This window comes from Candidatus Oleimmundimicrobium sp., from assembly GCF_030651595.1.
Lineage (GTDB): Bacteria > Actinomycetota > Aquicultoria > UBA3085 > Oleimmundimicrobiaceae > JAUSCH01.
In genome coordinates this window covers 1-17645 of the sequence record NZ_JAUSCH010000012.1, presented here as the reverse complement: position 1 = coordinate 17645, position 17645 = coordinate 1, and the positions used below count along the sequence as shown (strand labels likewise).

Annotated in this window: 19 protein-coding genes and 1 other annotated feature; of the genes, 1 reads left to right on the top strand and 18 read right to left on the bottom strand. The window is 39.9% G+C overall.

What is annotated here, in order from left to right:
- Nucleotides 1-300: 300 nt before the first annotated feature.
- The 7 genes from pheT to Q7U95_RS01355 all read right to left on the bottom strand — a co-directional run bounded on the left by pheT (nucleotide 301) and on the right by Q7U95_RS01355 (nucleotide 8478).
- The gene (gene pheT / locus Q7U95_RS01385) at nucleotides 301-2715 is read right to left on the bottom strand and encodes a phenylalanine--tRNA ligase subunit beta (RefSeq protein WP_308751489.1); all 2415 of its coding nucleotides are present in this window, start codon (nucleotides 2713-2715) and stop codon (nucleotides 301-303) included.
- A gap of 241 nt (nucleotides 2716-2956) precedes the next feature.
- Entirely contained in the window at nucleotides 2957-3985 is a 1029-nt protein-coding gene (pheS, locus tag Q7U95_RS01380; protein ID WP_308751488.1) for a phenylalanine--tRNA ligase subunit alpha, read from the bottom strand.
- Nucleotides 3986-4052: 67 nt separating this feature from the next.
- Nucleotides 4053-4278 (bottom strand) — a binding site (T-box leader).
- A gap of 30 nt (nucleotides 4279-4308) precedes the next feature.
- Nucleotides 4309-4668, bottom strand: coding sequence for a 50S ribosomal protein L20 (gene rplT / locus Q7U95_RS01375; RefSeq protein WP_308751487.1), 360 nt, complete (start codon nucleotides 4666-4668; stop codon nucleotides 4309-4311).
- A 23-nt stretch (nucleotides 4669-4691) separates the two neighbouring features.
- On the bottom strand, nucleotides 4692-4889 hold the full coding sequence (gene rpmI, locus Q7U95_RS01370; protein WP_308751486.1) for a 50S ribosomal protein L35: 198 nt from the start codon (nucleotides 4887-4889) through the stop codon (nucleotides 4692-4694).
- Nucleotides 4890-4925: 36 nt separating this feature from the next.
- Entirely contained in the window at nucleotides 4926-5429 is a 504-nt protein-coding gene (infC, locus tag Q7U95_RS01365) for a translation initiation factor IF-3 (protein WP_308751490.1), read from the bottom strand.
- Between the two features lie 227 nt (nucleotides 5430-5656).
- Nucleotides 5657-7576, bottom strand: coding sequence for a threonine--tRNA ligase (gene thrS, locus Q7U95_RS01360; protein ID WP_308751485.1), 1920 nt, complete (start codon nucleotides 7574-7576; stop codon nucleotides 5657-5659).
- A gap of 131 nt (nucleotides 7577-7707) precedes the next feature.
- The gene (locus Q7U95_RS01355; RefSeq protein WP_308751484.1) at nucleotides 7708-8478 is read right to left on the bottom strand and encodes a dihydrodipicolinate reductase C-terminal domain-containing protein; all 771 of its coding nucleotides are present in this window, start codon (nucleotides 8476-8478) and stop codon (nucleotides 7708-7710) included.
- Nucleotides 8479-8753: 275 nt separating this feature from the next.
- On the opposite strand from Q7U95_RS01355, the gene Q7U95_RS01350 reads away from it, so the two are divergent.
- On the top strand, nucleotides 8754-8876 hold the full coding sequence (locus Q7U95_RS01350) for a hypothetical protein (protein WP_308751483.1): 123 nt from the start codon (nucleotides 8754-8756) through the stop codon (nucleotides 8874-8876).
- Nucleotides 8877-8894: 18 nt separating this feature from the next.
- Here the strand turns inward: Q7U95_RS01350 and Q7U95_RS01345 are convergent, their stop codons facing one another.
- The 11 genes from Q7U95_RS01345 to Q7U95_RS01295 all read right to left on the bottom strand — a co-directional run bounded on the left by Q7U95_RS01345 (nucleotide 8895) and on the right by Q7U95_RS01295 (nucleotide 17446).
- Entirely contained in the window at nucleotides 8895-9704 is an 810-nt protein-coding gene (locus Q7U95_RS01345; protein ID WP_308751482.1) for a nucleotidyl transferase AbiEii/AbiGii toxin family protein, read from the bottom strand.
- Between the two features lie 3 nt (nucleotides 9705-9707).
- The gene (locus Q7U95_RS01340) at nucleotides 9708-10526 is read right to left on the bottom strand and encodes a hypothetical protein (protein ID WP_308751481.1); all 819 of its coding nucleotides are present in this window, start codon (nucleotides 10524-10526) and stop codon (nucleotides 9708-9710) included.
- A 474-nt stretch (nucleotides 10527-11000) separates the two neighbouring features.
- A complete protein-coding gene (locus Q7U95_RS01335) occupies nucleotides 11001-11231 on the bottom strand; it encodes a hypothetical protein (protein ID WP_308751480.1) in 231 nt (76 codons plus the stop codon).
- Nucleotides 11232-11255: 24 nt separating this feature from the next.
- Complete coding sequence (locus Q7U95_RS01330; protein ID WP_308751479.1) at nucleotides 11256-11429, bottom strand: hypothetical protein; 174 nt, start codon at nucleotides 11427-11429, stop codon at nucleotides 11256-11258.
- 146 nt (nucleotides 11430-11575) lie between these two features.
- Nucleotides 11576-11800, bottom strand: coding sequence for an HD domain-containing phosphohydrolase (locus tag Q7U95_RS01325; RefSeq protein ID WP_308751478.1), 225 nt, complete (start codon nucleotides 11798-11800; stop codon nucleotides 11576-11578).
- A gap of 255 nt (nucleotides 11801-12055) precedes the next feature.
- Entirely contained in the window at nucleotides 12056-12349 is a 294-nt protein-coding gene (locus tag Q7U95_RS01320; protein ID WP_308751477.1) for a hypothetical protein, read from the bottom strand.
- The gene (locus Q7U95_RS01315; RefSeq protein ID WP_308751476.1) at nucleotides 12330-13256 is read right to left on the bottom strand and encodes an Hsp20/alpha crystallin family protein; all 927 of its coding nucleotides are present in this window, start codon (nucleotides 13254-13256) and stop codon (nucleotides 12330-12332) included. The genes Q7U95_RS01320 and Q7U95_RS01315 overlap by 20 nt, the downstream gene beginning before the upstream one ends.
- Before the next feature lie 13 nt (nucleotides 13257-13269).
- On the bottom strand, nucleotides 13270-15021 hold the full coding sequence (gene dnaK, locus Q7U95_RS01310; protein ID WP_308751475.1) for a molecular chaperone DnaK: 1752 nt from the start codon (nucleotides 15019-15021) through the stop codon (nucleotides 13270-13272).
- Nucleotides 15022-15114: 93 nt separating this feature from the next.
- Nucleotides 15115-16224 (bottom strand): gas vesicle protein, encoded by a 1110-nt coding sequence (locus Q7U95_RS01305; protein WP_308751474.1) that lies wholly within the window; start codon nucleotides 16222-16224, stop codon nucleotides 15115-15117.
- A gap of 38 nt (nucleotides 16225-16262) precedes the next feature.
- Nucleotides 16263-16667 (bottom strand): four helix bundle protein, encoded by a 405-nt coding sequence (locus Q7U95_RS01300; RefSeq protein WP_308751473.1) that lies wholly within the window; start codon nucleotides 16665-16667, stop codon nucleotides 16263-16265.
- Between the two features lie 17 nt (nucleotides 16668-16684).
- Nucleotides 16685-17446, bottom strand: coding sequence for a GvpL/GvpF family gas vesicle protein (locus Q7U95_RS01295; RefSeq protein ID WP_308751472.1), 762 nt, complete (start codon nucleotides 17444-17446; stop codon nucleotides 16685-16687).
- Nucleotides 17447-17645: the final 199 nt, after the last annotated feature.

Sequence of the window (17645 nt, the reverse complement as noted above, 5' to 3'; positions counted from 1 at the left end):
TTTGGAGAAGAGAGTGTGTTTTATGGAGAGACATTTCAGGCTCAAAAATATTTGAGTCAGGAGATGCCTAAGGTGGAGTAAATTTTTATAAAAGGATTTTTATTATAAGATTTCTCATATCGTCTGGCGGATGAGCAAAGTGCCCCGTCAGGGGCATTTGGGCTTCAGCCGTTCATCCGTTGATAGCCAAAATTTTCCGGCGAAGGCGGAAAATTTTGGCTATCTCGTTTTTATGCGAATTGTTTTCGCAAAAGATACATCGATTTACATATTATGCGAATTTATTCTCCTTAATCCACTTTATGAAACCCGAATCTCGGCTCCCAGTTTCTTCTCAAGACCGGCAATAACCCGTTTTTGAACCTTCATTACTTCCTCGTCGGTTAAAGTTCTATCGCTCGCTTGGTAAGTTAGCGAATAAGCTAAACTCTTCTTGCCCGTGGGTATATTTTTCCCGGTATATAAATCAAATAATCTAACTTCTTTTAACAATTTGTCCCCGGCCGCGCGAATAACTTTTACAATTTGCTCATTGAGTACTTTTTCATCAACAATTAAGGAAACGTCTAAAGAAATGCCGGGATAACGGGGAATCTCCTCAAAACGAGTTAATAACTTAGCATGAGATACCAGCTTACTTACAAACAGTTCAAAAACTACAACTTTATTTGGAAATTCATAAGCAGCATTGACTTCAGGATGAACTTCACCCAAAATTCCAGCCACGTCGCCATCAATAAGCAGTTCGGCGCATTTTCCGGGATGAAAAGTCGAATGCAATGCTTTTCGCAAAAACCAATCCTTGATACCTAAATCAGCCAACAAGTTTTCAATTGCTCCTTTGACATCAAAGAAGTCTATTAACGGTTCTTTGCCAAACCATTGTCCCTCACTCCAAGAACCGGTGGCCGCACCGGCCACCATAAGCGGCTCATCGGGAAGTTCCTTGCCTGAGACAGGCCGAAACACTCTTCCCATTTCAAAAACTTGCGCGTTGTAGATATCGCGGTTCACGTTCCTCTTAGCAACATCCAGCAAACCGGGAATAAGAGTTGTTCGCAATACCGACTGCTCTTCACTTAAGGGGTTTTTAAGCAATACACATTTAGCAAGTGGGTCTTTCTTATCCAATCTTATCTTCTCGTAAAAATTTGGGGTAACAAAACTATAATTGATGGTTTCCCAAAAACCGGAAGAGGTAAGGGAATTTTTAATGCGCTTTTCTATTTTTTGAGAAAGACTCAAGCCCCCTTGTTTTCCACTGCTCTCGGGCAAAGTGGATTGAATGCGATTATATCCGTAAATACGGCCAATTTCCTCGATTAAGTCTATTTCACGTTCCAAATCGGGCCTAAATGTTGGAATAAGCACATTTAGCTGGTTGTCTTGCTCCGCCTTTGAAACCTCAATCTCCAAACTTTCCAAAATTTTATCCATCTCGCCCGCCGGTAAATCCGTGCCTAAAATTTCATTGACGCAATTTACACGCAACTTTAAAGTTTTAGGCATTATCTTTTTTGGATAAACATCGATTATTCCTTTTAACACTTTGCCATTTGCAAACTCTGCCATGAGTTGAGCAGCTCTATCAGCAGCAAAAACCGTACCGCCGGGATCTGTTCCCCTTTCAAATCTGAGAGAAGACTCAGAGATTAAACCTAAGCCCCTTGAGGTTCGCATTATATTTGTGGGTTTAAAATAAGCTGATTCAAGCAAAATTGTGGTTGTGCTTTCGGATACCTCCGACTTCACTCCCCCCATCACACCTGCCAACGCAATAGGCCCCGATGAGTCGGCTATAACAAGCATGGAATCATCAAGCCGCCTCTCCACATCATCCAAAGTTAAGATGGTTTCATTATTTTTAGCACGCCTGACAATTATTTTTCCGTTCTTTATTTTCTCATAATCAAAGGCATGCAACGGCTGACTTGTTTCCCACATTACATAATTCGTAATATCAACAATGTTGTTTATTGGTCTTAAACCCACAGCTTTAAGACGTTGTTGAAACCACCGAGGAGAGGGGCCAATCTTTACATCCTTTATAATCCGAGCCACATATCGAGGACAAAGCTCAGGGTCCACTATTTCAACACCGGCAAAATCGTTTGCTAATTTTTCAGATTCTTCAATTTCAATTACCGGTTTTTTGAGTTTTCCGTCCGTAATTGCCGTAACTTCTCTGGCAATGCCAATCGTCCCAAGACAATCAGGTCGATTGGGGGTTATTTCCAACTCCAAAATAACATCTTTGAGGTTTAACGTTTTACTAAGTTCTTCTCCAATTTTAAGCTTCGGATCTAAAATCATAAGCCCGCTTGCATCATCGCCTATATTTAATTCTATAGCTGAACACATCATGCCGTAAGACTCAACACTCCTAAGTTTTGCTTTTTTTATCTCCATTCCATTAGGCAAAACAGCACCAACCAAAGCAACTGGTACCTTATCGCCTTCTTTCATATTTTTAGCGCCGCAGACAATTGTAAGCTCTGCCTCAGCACCCACGTCAACCTGACACACAACCAGCTTGTCGGCATTTGGATGCGACTCAATTTTCTTTATCTGCCCCACTACAATATTCTCCAGGCCCTTCCCCAAATACTGAACAGATTCAACGGCCGTGCCGCTTAAATTAAGCTTTTCAATAAGCTCTTCAATTGATATGTCAAAATCAACGTAATCTTTAAGCCAGTTTAGTGAAACCCTCATTTAAACCCTCCTCTTCGCAGCTAATTGTAAAATGGAAATTGTAAATATTAAATTGCAAAATTATTTTCCTTTTGGTTTTAAAACTTTAAAATTTCCAATCTTCAATCTTCAATTTCCAATTTCCAATTCTTTTTACCCGTTACCCTCTACCCCTTACCCATTTATCCTCTCAACTTTCTATCAGCCCTTACCATCAGCTATCAGCCATAAGCCCCGCCAGAGGCGGGCAGGCATCTGCTACTTAGAACTGTTCTAAAAATCTTAAATCATTTTCATAAAACAGACGAATATCGTTTACTCCGTATTTAAGCATGGCAATACGTTCTACTCCCATGCCAAAAGCAAAACCGGATACTTCCTCAGGGTCATAACCAACTTCGCTTAATACATTCGGATCGACCATACCCGCACCAAGTATCTCAAGCCATCCAACACCCGAACAGACCCTGCATCCTTTTCCACCACACATCATGCAAGAGACATCAACCTCAACACTCGGCTCAGTAAAAGGAAAAAAGTGGGGCCTAAGCCGCACATCTCTGTCTGTCCCAAACATTTTTTTGGCAAAAACCTCTAAGGTGCCTTTTAGGTCGCCAAAAGTAATTTTTTTATCAACTGCAAGACCCTCAACCTGGTGGAACATTGGAGAATGGCTTGGATCAGGTACATCTCTTCGGTAAGCTTTGCCGGGAGCAATTATGTAAACAGGCGGGAGTGTTTTCTCCATCACCCTAACCTGAACAGGCGAAGTGTGTGTACGTAAAAGAACCCCATCTTTTTGAGTATATAAAGTATCCATTAAAGATCTTGCGGGATGGTCAGCTGGTGTATTTAACGCATCGAAATTATAGTATTCCGTTTCAACCTCAGGACCCTCTGCTACTTTGTATCCTAATCCAATAAAGATATCGGTTATCTCATCGATTATTTGCGTAATTAAATGTCTTTTTCCCACAGGAAAACATCTACCTGGAAGAGTGATATCTATAACTTCTTCTTCTAATTTTCGCTCCAAAACTTTACTTTCCAACTTCTTTTTTCTCTTAATTAACTCACCTTCTATAAATTGGCGCACTTCGTTAGTTTTCTTTCCAACAACCGGTTTTTCCTTAGAAGATAAGTTCCCAAGAGACTTTAATATAACTGTTATTTTGCCCTTTTTTCCCAAAAAAGAAACTCTTAAGGATTCAAGTTCCTCAAGAGAGGAGGCAATAAAAATCTTGTCTTTTCCTTCTTTCTTAATTTTTTCCAACTCATTTAATACAGGCAAACCTTATCCCTCCAAACATAAAAAATAGTATATTAAAAAACTGCAAAAAAAACAAAAATCCCCGCCCGAAAAGGACGAGGATTTAACCCGCGTTACCACCTTAATTCCTCGTAATAATTTTACGAGGCTCTCATGCCCTGTAACATAGGGCTTGCGTTGAGGCCGATTATAATCATTCGGCATCACAACTCAAGAGCGAACTTCAATCGTTTTACCTTAGCAACACTCTCAGCCCAGGATGCTGCTTCTCTTTAAAGGTAACCACGATTTACTTTCTCCTTCACCGTCTTTACCTATATATAAAATTTAACAACTAAAATTCATCAAGCGCCAAGTTTCTCTTTAGCCACAGACGCAACTGCCGAAAAAGCTTCAGGATCATTTACAGCCATATCGGAAAGCATTTTGCGGTTTATATCAACATTTGCTAATTTTAAACCGTTCATTAACCGATTATACGACAAGCCATTTTGTCTGGCAGCAGCATTTATTCTGGTTATCCAGAGTTTTCTGAAATTCCTTTTTCTCGTCTTCCTATCCCTATACGCATAAGTCAAAGAGTGTGTAACCTGCTCTTTAGCGGCTTTAAAAGTACGACTTTTTGCTCCGTAATATCCCTTTGCAAGTTTTAATATCTTTTTTCTTTTTTTTCTAGCATGAACAGCTCTTTTTACTCGCGACATCTATCGCAACCTCCTTAAAATCTCTACTTCGACACAAGAAGCTTCTTAATTCTTTTTGTATCGGCAACATCAACCAAAGTTTTTTGTCCTAATTTTCTTTTTCTTTTAGGCGACTTTTTCTCTAAAATATGACCTTTATTGCTTCTTCGCCGAACAATTTTCCCGGAGCCGGTTAATCTAAATCTTTTTGCCGTACCCTTATGGGTTTTCATTTTTGGCATTTAATTCATTACCCCTTTCTTCACGACTACCCTAAACTACTTAGATGGTTTGCTTGTTGGAGCAAGAACCATAATCATGTTCCGCCCATCCAGTTTGGGCCTAAATTCCATTGTCCCCAATTCTTGAAGCTCATCAGCCAATTGCTCGAGTATTTTTTTACCAAGATCGGTGTGTGTCATTTCCCGACCCCTGAACATCATAGTAACCTTAACCTTGTTCCCTTGATTTAAAAATCGTTCAACGTGTCTTTTTTTGGTCTCATAATCGTGTTGACCAATCTTCGGCCTGAACTTTATTTCTTTAATAACTGTAAATGTTTGATGCTTTTTAGCCTTTTTTGCTTTTTGCTCTTGCTCATATTTATACTTCCCGTAGTCCATAATGCGACATACAGGAGGATTAGCTTGTGGAGCAACTTCAACTAAATCCAAACTACTTTCATCCGCTATTGTAAGGGCTTCCTTGATTGTTTTTATTCCAAGTTGTTCCCCTTTTTCAGAAATCAATCTTACTTCCGAGGCTCGAATCCGTTCATTTATGCAAGCTTTTTTATCGATTGATATTCACCTCCTAAAAATTTGCCCACTTCTTTGCCTTATATCCTCTTCATATTAAATAAGGGTAGCATAAGCCACCCCGTTAAAACTACAATAACCCCATAAGCTATTTTCTTGCTGTGAGGTGAGAAGCGGATGGCTTCTTCTTTCCTTATACATTTTCAAATTGGAAGTATATCGTGTTACTGTTAGAATGTCCAGCCCAAACTTTACAGTCTCTTATTTATTTCTTGGAATAAATCATCTAAAAATTTCTTTAACAACAACCCTCGTTTATCTTCACCACTTCTGGCCCGTACCGAGATAGTTTGAGTGTCAATTTCATTATCCCCAACAATAATCATGTGAGGAACCTTTCCTACTTGGCTATCGCGAATCTTTTTATTTACAGATTCTGACCTTAAATCCACCTCCGCGCGAATACCTGACTTTAAAAGGTTGCAAACCACCTTGTTCGCATAATCATTATGACGATCGGCAATGGGAAGCACAACCACTTGAACAGGCGCAAGCCAAGTCGGAAAAGCTCCGACATAATGCTCAATTAAGCAACCCATAAATCTTTCTATCGAACCCAAAATAGCCCGATGTATCATGATGGGACGATGTTCTCTGTTATCTTCGCCCATATATGTTATATCGAAACGCTCGGGAATATTAAAATCAACTTGCACGGTAGAACATTGCCAAGCTCTTCCCAGAGCATCCTTGATTTTTATGTCTATTTTTGGCCCGTAAAAAACACCTTCCCCTGGATCTATTTGATAATTTAATCCGGCATTATTAAGCGCCTTTTCTAACGCGGTTGTAGCTTGCTCCCAATGCTCCAAAGTGCCAACATACTTATCCGGTCTGGTTGAAACATAGATTTCATACTCATTAAACCCAAATGTTCGCAACATATGGAGAATAATATCGAGAATCTTTAAAATTTCATCTTCAATTTGTTCCGGCCGACAAAAAATGTGAGCATCGTCTTGGGTAAATCCCCTTACCCTCAAAAGACCGTGCAGAACCCCGGACCTCTCATAGCGATAAACCGTGCCGAGTTCAGCCCAGCGCAGTGGCAACTCCCTGTAACTGCGAGTTTTTGACTTATAAATAAGAATGTGAGCCGGACAATTCATCGGTTTGACTACATATTCCTGTTCTTCAATTTTCATGGGAGAATACATGTTCTCACGGTAAAAATCCCAATGTCCACTGGTCTTCCAAAGACCGACCTTTGCAATATGAGGAGTCATTACCATCTCGTAACCACGCTTTAAATGCTCATCACGCCAAAAATCCTCAATAATTTTTCTTATTAAAGCTCCTTTGGGATGCCAAAGAACGAGCCCCGCTCCAAAATCATCATGTATGCTGAATAAATCAAGCTCTTTGCCCAATTTTCTATGGTCTCTTCTTGTGGCTTCTTTTTGTTTGTACAAATATTCTTCAAGTTTTTTGGAGTCATTAAAAACTGTCCCGTAAATTCTTTGAAGCATCGGCCTTTTTTCATCACCACGCCAATAAGCTCCGGCAACACTTAATAGCTTAAATGCCTTAATTTTACCGGTTGATGGCAAATGTGGCCCCCGGCATAAATCCGTGAAATCCCCATTTCGATATATTCTAACCGTATTGCCATCTATCCCATTAATAAGTTCAATTTTATAATCTTGGTTAATTGATTTAAAAAACTTTATCGCCTTTTCTTTCGGCAACTCCTCACTGGTAAATGGCAAATTACGCTTAATTATTTTTTTCATTTGTTTTTCAATCTTTGCCAAATCATCGGGAGTAAAAGGAGTTTTTAAATCAAAATCATAGTAAAATCCGTCTTCTATGGCCGGCCCTATTCCAAATTTTGCTTCGGGATAAAGCTCTCTAACAGCTTGAGCCATAACATGAGAAGTACTATGACGATATATATCAGGACCTTCAGGAGATGAAAAAGTAACTATTTCAACTGCAGAATCTTCCAAAATAGGAGTATTTAAATCAACCGGTTTCCCGTTTATTTTACCCGCCAATGCGTCTTTGGCAAGATTAGAACCAATCTTCTTTGCTATTTCTTGAAGTGTAATTCCTTTTTCAACTTCCATTTTTGAACCATCAGGAAGAGTTATTATTATCTCTTTTGCCACTATAATCCTCCCAAAAATTAATGAAATAATTATAACACAGTAGTTTTAAAGCTAAAGAAGAAATCACAGCATAAACAATCAAAATAATAAAAATTTCATCGAGTATATTGCATACATGCTCCAGCAGCAAATTAAGCTTTCGAAATGTTATCTTCCCCTCCGGCAAAACTTAGAGCTAAAACCTCCTCCATACTATATAGGCCTTTGGGTTTGTTGACCAGCCAATTAGCTGCATAAATTGCGCCTTGACCGAAGGCAGACCTGTCTAATGATTCGTGAATCAATCTAATGGTTTGATTTGGAAGACCAAAAACTATTTCATGTCTCCCGATTATCCCACCAACTCGTATCGAATTTATGTGCTCTTTTTGTTCAAGACCGAGATTTTTAGCTATCTTTACTGCGGTTCCTGAAACATCAGTCTTTCCTCGGTAATGTTCTTCAATTACTTCTATATCTGCATAAGGCGCTATGCGTTGCAATACTTTAGCGGCTTCCATTAAAAAATTAATCCCCAACGTGATGTTCGGGGAATACAACACCGCCGTACATTCACTCAAGTTTTTAAGTTTCTTCAAATGGTCCCCATCATAATTAGAGACTGCGGATACAATCCTCGTTCCTAGCTCAGCAGCATAAACATATTCATCCACCGCTTCCGCGCACGAAAAATCGATAATTACATCTACGAGGTTTTCTTCGAAAAAAATATTGAAATCTATTTCGGCAATTGAATAAATCTTGCCTTCTCCGTCATTGTGCCCCAGCAAACCGCTTGCATGCTCTCCAACATTTTTAGCAGATTTCCTCAGCACCCATTTCAGCTTACAATTTTCATTTTTTATAATTTCATTTGCCACAAGTTTTCCTGTTTTACCAAATCCTATTAACCCTATCTTCACGACAATCCCCCTCATATTTAGACATCAAATTATCTTTCGTATCCTTGTCGCCCGCAAAGCTAGTATACATAATTATGAGCCATAAACAAAAAGGCAGGCTCAAAGACCTGCCCACAAGACTTAAAGTCCTTAACTATCAACTATAAACCACTAACTAATTCTAATAAAATTGGCTCCTCCGACTCGGTAAATAAATTTCCCTCGCTCAGGACATTCTCCTCACTTTCTAAGAATGGCTTGCCATTCGAAGCCCGAAGGATAATAGATGGTTTACCATGAGCAAACGAAGTGAGTCGAATGGTGGGGCCTACTGGACTATCTTCGAACTTTTAAGTGAACATGTTTCCAATAATCCAGTAGATGAGAAAGTGTTAGATTTTTTGCTTGAGGTGGCGTAAGTTTATGATTCATAAACCTCAAATAAGTTTATACTGCTTTAATAATCGTTTTGTTTCTCTCGAAATCCTATTCAGTTGCGGAAGGTCTTTAATCTGATGACTTAATCTCATTCCCCACATTTTAGTTATAGTACTTTCCTTTACAGAGAAAATGTTTTTTAATCGCTTTGGATCAATGCCCTTGCTTTCCGCTTTTTCTGAAAACGCCCGTTTTGCAGCTACAAAATCAATACCATTAATCATTAACAGAAAATGAAGATCATAAAGATCCCGAGGCTCGGTGCGACCAATCAAAGCACAAAGCTTTTCCATGACAATTTCCTCAAGGGAATAAACCTTCAGAGATTTTTTAAGGCTCATAGAATCAGAATATACTGTAATGATACGTCTTTCGTTAAGCGGGAAAATAATTTTTTCTTTAAATGTTATGTCTACCTTTATATTTCTTTTGCCTAGTTTTGCTAAGAGGGGCCCAACAAATTCAATATAGAATGTTAAACTATCCTTTCGTTTTTCGATTTTTTCCTCGGGTACATTAAAGGTTAAAGCTACTCCCTTTTCAAGATTTAACAGAATTTCCTTGAAACCATCAACAAAATTTTTAACATTAGATTTACCCATTGAGGTAAAATCAATGTCTTCAGAATAGCGGTAGTCCGGGAAATAAATCTTTTTAAGAGCCGTTCCACCTTTAAAAGCCAAAAGGTCCTTAAGATGAGAATCAGCTAACCCCAGTAGAACCCAACCGATTACATAATCCTTTTCAATAGTGCGATCACTAATACTCCCTCGATATGCTATTTTTGATATTTCGGCTTGAGTAATCATGACTTATGTTTTGATAATCTCCTTCAGTTCTTCCGGTTCGAGGTTAATTTTCAAACGCCATTTACTCTGATAATGTCCTCTGTCGGGTAAAGATGGGTCAAGTAAAACAAACGATGTTGTTGTCATTTTCTTTAATTTCTTTCTCGTTTCCTTTGGGCCAAGATTAAATAAATCAAGCAAAAACGCAAGTCGTTTTGCTACTGCTTTACTATTAAATCGCTCAATGTAAGAAAAAAGCTTTTCAAAATCAATCTCTCCTCGTTTAGCCCAGATTCCTTTGGTAAGCTCACTTATACCACCACAAAATTTTGGATTGGAAAGACAGTCAACAATAGTTCTTTCTAGATCGCTCACTTTCACCTTTTCAGTTGGTTTTGCCCAAACTTCTTCTATCCCCCAAATTTTTTCAGGATTAGTATGAATAAATCGATAACTTCCTCCAAAAACCTTAATTTCCTTCTTGCGCTTTCGCATGGATGTTTTAATATAAATAGTCATGACAGGATGAGTAGTCATCTCATGGATATCTAGCGCACTGTAATGTGAGATATAGTAAGGACTAGGCTCGATAAGATGCTTAGCAATAACATACCAGCTCTCTGAAAACTCAGCTTTTTCACCAGCTGATAACGGAACTATAAGATATTTGCCAGGCCTAATTCGAATCAGCCACTTCTTCTTTACTAAATCTTCAAGTAAGTTACGCGTAGCCGGTAAACTTGTCATAAGAATTTTCTGTGCATCAGAAATTGTAAAAATGCTTTTATTCTCTGTGCTTAGAGTAAGAAGAAGCTTTGAACTTGTTTTACCTAAAACCTTCATTGAACTCCTCATTTTATAATTAATGTAACAAATGTAAGCCAGCAGCTTACATTTTACACATACAATATAAAAAGTCAAGCTTAAAAACCTTTTTAACACATGTGTAAGAAAATGTAACCTACCCATTGGTATGGGTTTTGAAGAAATTTTGAGTAAGGATATGTTGTGAAATTAAAAAGTTGAAGTCATACATGGTTTGAATAAAAAATGCCAGACTAGCAGGCATTTTTTGTCAAAAACATTGGTGGGCGCTACTGGGCTATCTTCGAACTTTTAAGCGAGCATATTTCCAATAATCCGGTAGATGAGAAAGTGCTGGATTTATTGCTTGAAGTGGCGTAGGGCAAAAATGCTCGAAGGTAAAAGACCATATTTTAAGGTTTATCGACTACCTGGATCTGCAAATTACCTGGTAGATGGGTTGAGAGATGCTGACAAGACCGCTCTCAATGAATATTATACAATGTTTCAACCTTACCCATTAACTCCTTTCGTTCCCCTCCTCGCCCTCATGATTTCGTCTTTATGTTCCTTATACGCTGGACATTTTCTCTCCACGCATAAATGATAATTCATAATGCATGGACGCGGTGTAAGAGAAGGAGCTTCCCAATAGTGCACCTTGCTAACATAAACGGAACATTTTCGACATGCTTCTCTGGGACGAGCATTGAGTTCCCAACACTTTTTGCTTTCTTCTTTCAATTTACATTTCCTTTCCAACACGTTCTACTTCCGAACCCCATTTGGTAAAAACTTATTTTTATGCCCACAGGTATTACATTTGCTAACCACCAACCCCGTGTCCTCTCTAATAAATCCGTCTAATATAGCTCCACAATTTATACAGTTGTAGGCACCTGCTCTAGAAACAAGACTCTCACCAGTTCTCTTAACCTTCATAACCCCTCCTCATAAAAGTAGGATTCAGCTCTTTTTGGCTCCAGAGTCCTTTCTTCCTAGAAGGTGTTCGCTCTCCAGACACCCATTTCGCCCCCGTTTTCACTCAAGTCCTTATTCCAATTCTTTTTTCTTAAGCCGATTTGAAGCTAGCTTTTTTCAAGAATCCGGAGAAAGGTGGAAACGATCTCAGGATCAAATTGCCTGCCAGCATTTCTTTTTAGCTCTTCAATCGCCTCTTTTAAGCCCAAAGCGGAGCGACGTGGACAAGCCGAAGTCATGGCATCAAAGACATCAGCAACAGCCAGGATTCTTGCTCCTAAAGGAATTTCTTCACCCTTGAGACCATCCGCATAGCCCCTTCTCAGTAACATCCATGGCCACCTCCTAAATTCCTCCGCGCAACTGAGGCGGAGCTCGATACTCAGCTTCCTAACTCACTTAAAATTAAATACCTGTTTCAAGAGATGGAACCGGACAATGGCCCAACTCCACATCCACGGAACAATAAAAAGCAGATATAGACTCCCTTTCTTGAAATAGAACAAGAAGTTCTCAAGCCTCTGCTAAATGCCCCTTTTTCTTTCTTCTACAATCATCTCCGAGTGATGAGCAACTGAAATTGCGCTTTATTTATGTGGCAACTTACGAGCCTTCACAACCAACTCGGCAGCCTTCTTTCGTAGCTCTGAGATAACGCGACAATTCTTACAACCCACGTTTTTGTCATCGTATTCCTCGCACGATAAAAACACTTCAATCTCATCCATCAAATCTTGAGCTTTAGCTGCTTTCTCTTCAACGCTCGCCGCTTCATTGATTTCGCTGGTTAACCTCTCTATAATTTCTTCCTCACTTAAAAATAGAGGACAACTTATTTCTGAGCCGGGCTCTCCCATCATTTTATTGTCTTTCTCGCTCATCTTGACCTGCAGTTTTTAAACCACGGCCCCTTAACTTTTTCAATCTGATCTTTAGTATGTTATTGTTATATTTTTTGGTGAGATTTTCAGCATCGATTTCTCTCGGAAGTAAAATTTCTTCGCGATATTCATTATTGGGGGTGTTAGCGAATACGGTGAGCTTGTCCTTTTCCATCTTCAAGAGAATGTCCTCTTCTTGAACACCCAACAATTCCATAACAACATCTATGTAATCTCCTTCGTCAAAAATGTCTAGAAGTACTTCCTTTCTCCTCTCCCCCAACTGCTCTCGACCTATTAGCCACCAGCTAAACAAAATCTTTTCTCCGGTCTCAGAATCAATCTTTGATTTTTCAAATGACAGTATAGGATTACCAATTATCCTTTCGGCAGTAGGATTGATAACTTCTCTTATTCTAAGTAAAATATCCATATGGGTGGGAGCTGACACAAGCTCAGCTAACTCATTGATAGTGCCATGTCCATTCTGCCAAAGATACCAAAGTATTTCTTGATCTACCGAATCAAGCTCCTCAGTCACTTCATTTACAGTTTCCTCATTGATGGGAGGTACTATCATCTCATAAATCTTTTTCCTCCAAGTTTCTAAGCTGGCCATTATAATGCGGGCCTTTGATGTTCCTTCAACTTTGGGGCGCCGGTACGATATACAAATAACATTCTTTCTCCCGAGTACAAAGGCTCTTTCCTCTGCTGTGACATCTGTTATACACGCAAGGGGTGTTTCAAATACAACCCTCATGGCTTGAGAAAAGAACAGTCTCTTATTGGTGAGATAATGATGGCCCAGTTTCCAACCAGTTCGTAAATTACTTAAGTATCCCCCCTGCTCACACAAAATAACCTGTTCACCCTCAGTTAGTGGGGGTTTTCTGCTCCTTCTCACCACTAATACCTCTCTATCTGTATGCCCTGCTTTCCTTCTCATCTTTAATTTGTCTAGATAGCATCACAATCAGCTCTTTTAGCTCTTCAGTTCTTGATTTAATCTCTTGATCCTCACTGTTAGCTAAAGCTGCCTTTATTTTCTGTATTGCTTTCTCAATTTCTTCCACTTGAGCTTCGCCTGCAATATCTTTTGCTTCTTTAACACAGACTTGAGCAGCATAGATCATGTTCTCTGCTTGAATTCTTATCTGGGTTTCCTCTCGCCGTTTCTTATCTTCTTCAGCATATAGTCGAGCTTCTTTAACCATTTGCTCTATCTCTCGTTCCGAGAGTCTGCTTGAAGAAGTGATTCTTATTCTTTGTTCGTTATCTGTATGGAGATTTTTGGCAGAGACATGGAGAATGCCATTAACGTCGATTTCAAAGGTCACTTCAATCCGTGGTTCTCCGCGGGATGCTGGCGGAATGTCAGTAAGCTGAAACCTGCCTAAACTCATATTGTAAGAAGCTATCTCCCGCTCCCCCTGCAAGATATGGATATCCACCTCACTCTGGTCATTGCAAGCAGTGGTAAAAATCTGACCTTTAGAGGTGGGGATAGTGGTATTTCTTTCAATAATTTTGGCAAATATTCCACCCTGTGTTTCAATGCCTAGAGATAAGGGGGTAACATCCACTAAGACCACTTTTCTCACTTCGCCTGTCAGGATACCTGCTTGAATCGCTGCTCCAATAGCAACAGCCTCATCTGGATTAATATTTTTGTAAGGCTCTTTGCCTATTAGCGATTTTACCAGTTCTTGTACCGCTGGCATTCTGGTCGATCCTCCTACTAAAACTACTCTATCAATCTCTTCGGGCTCTAAATGAGCATCTGCTAAAGCTTGCTTGGTGGGACCAATCATTTTTTGTAACAAGTCTTTGGTTAACTCCTCGAATTGTGCTCTGCTTAAGGTCGTTTCCAAATGTAGGGGGCCATCTGGACTGGTGGCAATAAAGGGTAACTTTATATCAGTAGCCGATGCGATAGATAGCTCAATCTTAGCTTTCTCCGCTGCTTCTTTGAGCCTTTGGAAAGTCATCTTATCCCGGCGCAAATCAATCCCGTGCTCTCTTTGGAATTCGTCCGCTAAATAGTCTATTGTCCACTCATCCCAATCATCTCCGCCCAGCCAGGTATTGCCATTAACGGCTTTGACCTCAAAGACCCCTTCGCCTAACTCTAAGATGGAAACGTCAAAAGTACCACCACCTAGGTCCCAAACAAGGATAGTGTGAACATCCTCTATATCCAAGCCATAGGCCAAGGAGGCGGCGGTGGGTTCGTTGATGATTCTGATTACCTCCAAACCAGCGATAATGCCCGCATCTTTGGTCGCTTGACGCTGATTATCATTAAAATAGGCGGGCACGGTGATTACAGCCTTTTCTATCTTTTCGCCCAAATAGTTCTCCGCCTCAGTTTTGAGTTTCTGTAAAATCAAGCTGGAGATCTCCTGGGGCGCATATTCTTTACCATCTATCTTTGCTCTATAGTCGGAGCCCATATGTCTCTTGATTGAAGCGATAGTGCGCTCTGGGTTGGCAACAGCTTGATTTTTGGCCAACTGGCCAACCAATCGTTCTCCATCCCCGGTAAAAGCCGTCACTGATGGTGTCAATCGGCTGTTCTCGGCATTGGGTATAACTATAGCTTGGCCATTTTCCATGCATGCCACCACTGAGTTAGTGGTTCCTAAATCAATCCCGATTACCTTATTCATATCTCCTCGCTCCACTCGTCGAAATTTGTTAAATTGTTAAATGGAAAAGCTCAAATTGCTTACTTCTTATTCGATCCTTTCACCAATTACCAGTTATTTAGCTGCTTGGGCCAACTTTTTTTTCAACTTTGGACTAACCCACCCACACTTTGAGCATCCTTTTTCCAATAACTCTTTTGCCGGTGCTTTTTGACCGCATTGAGGACAGGTTTCTATCTCGCTCTCCGCAGCGGTTGCGCCTTGCCTGGATATGGTTCGATTAAGTGCTTTCTCCCACTCACCCAATGACTTTCCAGAAAAGCAGGCTACCTTTTTACCCTGCGAGGTTTCATATATAACGTCGAGAGCCTTTTTCCTCTTCAGTATTGCGCTAAGGTCTCTTATCTCTACCGTCGAGGCAGCTATCTTATCAATGGGGGCCTCAAAGGCTACTTTTCTATCAAAGTCGCACCACCAACATAACCTCTTGTTGGTCAAATAGAGAAGGCCTGGTCTCCACGTGCTACTTACAACTCCACCGGGTGCAGGGGTAGTCATCAGATGCCATATTTTTCCTCGGTGGGTAATCTTTTCTCCCTCCATCAGGAAGCCAATTAGCTTCTCTTCAAACTCAGGAAGGATTGGGTTTTCCTCCAAGAAAAGCCCTTTGGCTTTTATTGTCTTCTCAATAGCATCTTTTAAGTGGCTCATTTCTGCGGCATGAAGCCGAGAGATTCTATCCGTTCGATCTATAAGATAGAGCACCTCTTTGCCCTCTTTGATAAAATGTCTTTCTTCCTTTATCACTAAGCTTTTTATCTCCTCCAAAGGTGTCTCGAACATGACTTCATTGAAATCTTGACGGTAGAGAAGGAGCCTTTTATCTGTCAAATAAAAATAGCCCGATCTCCAGGCTGTGTATATTCCTTCATTATAGTAATATGAGCCGAACATCTTAAGGATAACTTCTTCCCCTTGGGTTAAAGAGAGCTCTTTCTTCCCCCGATGTTCGCGTTCCCAAGCACGCGTTCTCTCATCCCAGTCCTGCATTACCCCGTACCTCAACATAGTTTCCATTCCAGCCAAGGCAGCCCTTAAATTAACACCGATTAGGGGAATGCCAGCAACTGAGATGATAATGTCGGCATTAATTACCAGACCCTTATCCAGAACCCTATCTAATAAATCAACTAGAGTAGCGTGTGTATTTCTAACCGGTTCCACTTTCTCTCCTCGCTCACACTCGTCGGCTTGGTAAATGGTTAAATGATTAATTCTTCTTGTTGTTGTTCCTCAGTTACTTCTTTACATTTGCATAAGTACTTGATATACCCATTTAACTTCTTTAAGATGTCATATCCTTCCTTTTTCAATTTATTCAGCCGATTGAGTTCAGCATAATTCTCATCAATACAGACATTAAGATCATCAATTAACTCTTCAAGCGAACCTCTAGACTGTCTTAAAAATTGGATATTTTCTTGATAATAAAATCTACCGTGTCCTTCTGCAACGCAACTGGTTAAAGGGGCTGCTGCTCGACGCATCTGATTTGCTAAATTATACTTTTCAAAATCGGGCAACTCTTTGACCAGTTTATATATCTTTTTTACAAATTCTCTAACCACTTTATATACTTCTAAATCCTCAAAAGACTTATATTCCATAATCACCAGTCACCAATTTAGGTAAATGAGTAGGGTGGCCAGGGTCCCGTAAAATGAACGGAAAACTCTTCCATTTTATCAATTCTTTCTAACTCTTCTCCCAATTTTTTACTCGCATCCAAGGGGAGCAAACAAGACAAATTCATCAGCATCTGCTTGCCTTTTTCCTTCTTTGTCTTCTCTACCCGGATGTCATCAACACAATTCTTAACCCTCTCATACAAGTCTTTAAAACATCTATCTGCCTCTTTCTCTATATCTCTCTTTAAGAGGTTTTCTAGCTTATGTTTATACATATAAGCTGCCCCTTCCGGTTTGGATTTTATTTCTCGGTCTAGTTTTTTGATCTCTTCATTTGTCTGAGCAATCTTATCTGCAATAATTTTGGGGTCCCAAAAAATTTGAACTCCATACTCCGCCTTACCCCTCACCTTGGTCATCTTTTCTTTCAGATTTTCATAATCTTCCTTTAACCAGTTCTTTATGTTTTTCTCCGGATCACTACCTTCCTCACCTTTGATTATGGTGTCAAAGCTTAAGGGAAGAACTACACCGAATTTTCCCCAAGCAAGTTCGACGACTCTCTCGTGAGCTATCACCCAATTTCTAACTCTCTCACTATCTTCTGATTCATATGGCTCGGCGGGGCAGTTATGGACAACCGCGCATAAATTCTTGTAAGGGATGGTGTAAACCTCATTGCCTTCTATCCCAATCTTGCCCAAGCTCACTTTTTGATTATCGTTAGCAACACAATAAAGATACCTTCCTTCGCCCATTCTTCCCCACCTCGGTTGAATGGTAATTGGTTAAAGTTAAATTGAGCTCTAAATTTCAGCTTAGTCTTTACATCTTCATTTACCAATTACCACTACTTTGCTGTTATCTGTCTTCTATTTCTTCTCTCCACCGCTCAGGATTGACAATTTTATCAATAGTATCATCCACTATACTGTCCAGACCATCTCTAACAGACTG

Excerpts from the sequence above, each read along its gene's own strand:
- Q7U95_RS01340 (WP_308751481.1), bottom strand. The coding sequence starts at position 10,526 with ATGAAGGTTTTAGGTAAAACAAGTTCAAAGCTTCTTCTTACTCTAAGC.
- Q7U95_RS01325 (WP_308751478.1), bottom strand. The coding sequence starts at position 11,800 with ATGTTACTGAGAAGGGGCTATGCGGATGGTCTCAAGGGTGAAGAAATT.
- Q7U95_RS01330 (WP_308751479.1), bottom strand. The coding sequence starts at position 11,429 with ATGAAGGTTAAGAGAACTGGTGAGAGTCTTGTTTCTAGAGCAGGTGCC.
- rplT (WP_308751487.1), bottom strand. The coding sequence starts at position 4,668 with ATGTCGCGAGTAAAAAGAGCTGTTCATGCTAGAAAAAAAAGAAAAAAG.
- pheT (WP_308751489.1), bottom strand. The coding sequence starts at position 2,715 with ATGAGGGTTTCACTAAACTGGCTTAAAGATTACGTTGATTTTGACATA.
- Q7U95_RS01300 (WP_308751473.1), bottom strand. The coding sequence starts at position 16,667 with ATGGAATATAAGTCTTTTGAGGATTTAGAAGTATATAAAGTGGTTAGA.
- rpmI (WP_308751486.1), bottom strand. The coding sequence starts at position 4,889 with ATGCCAAAAATGAAAACCCATAAGGGTACGGCAAAAAGATTTAGATTA.
- Q7U95_RS01295 (WP_308751472.1), bottom strand. The coding sequence starts at position 17,446 with ATGGGCGAAGGAAGGTATCTTTATTGTGTTGCTAACGATAATCAAAAA.
- Q7U95_RS01345 (WP_308751482.1), bottom strand. The coding sequence starts at position 9,704 with ATGATTACTCAAGCCGAAATATCAAAAATAGCATATCGAGGGAGTATT.
- Q7U95_RS01350 (WP_308751483.1), top strand. The coding sequence starts at position 8,754 with ATGAGCAAACGAAGTGAGTCGAATGGTGGGGCCTACTGGACTATCTTC.
- Q7U95_RS01320 (WP_308751477.1), bottom strand. The coding sequence starts at position 12,349 with ATGAGCGAGAAAGACAATAAAATGATGGGAGAGCCCGGCTCAGAAATA.
- dnaK (WP_308751475.1), bottom strand. The coding sequence starts at position 15,021 with ATGAATAAGGTAATCGGGATTGATTTAGGAACCACTAACTCAGTGGTG.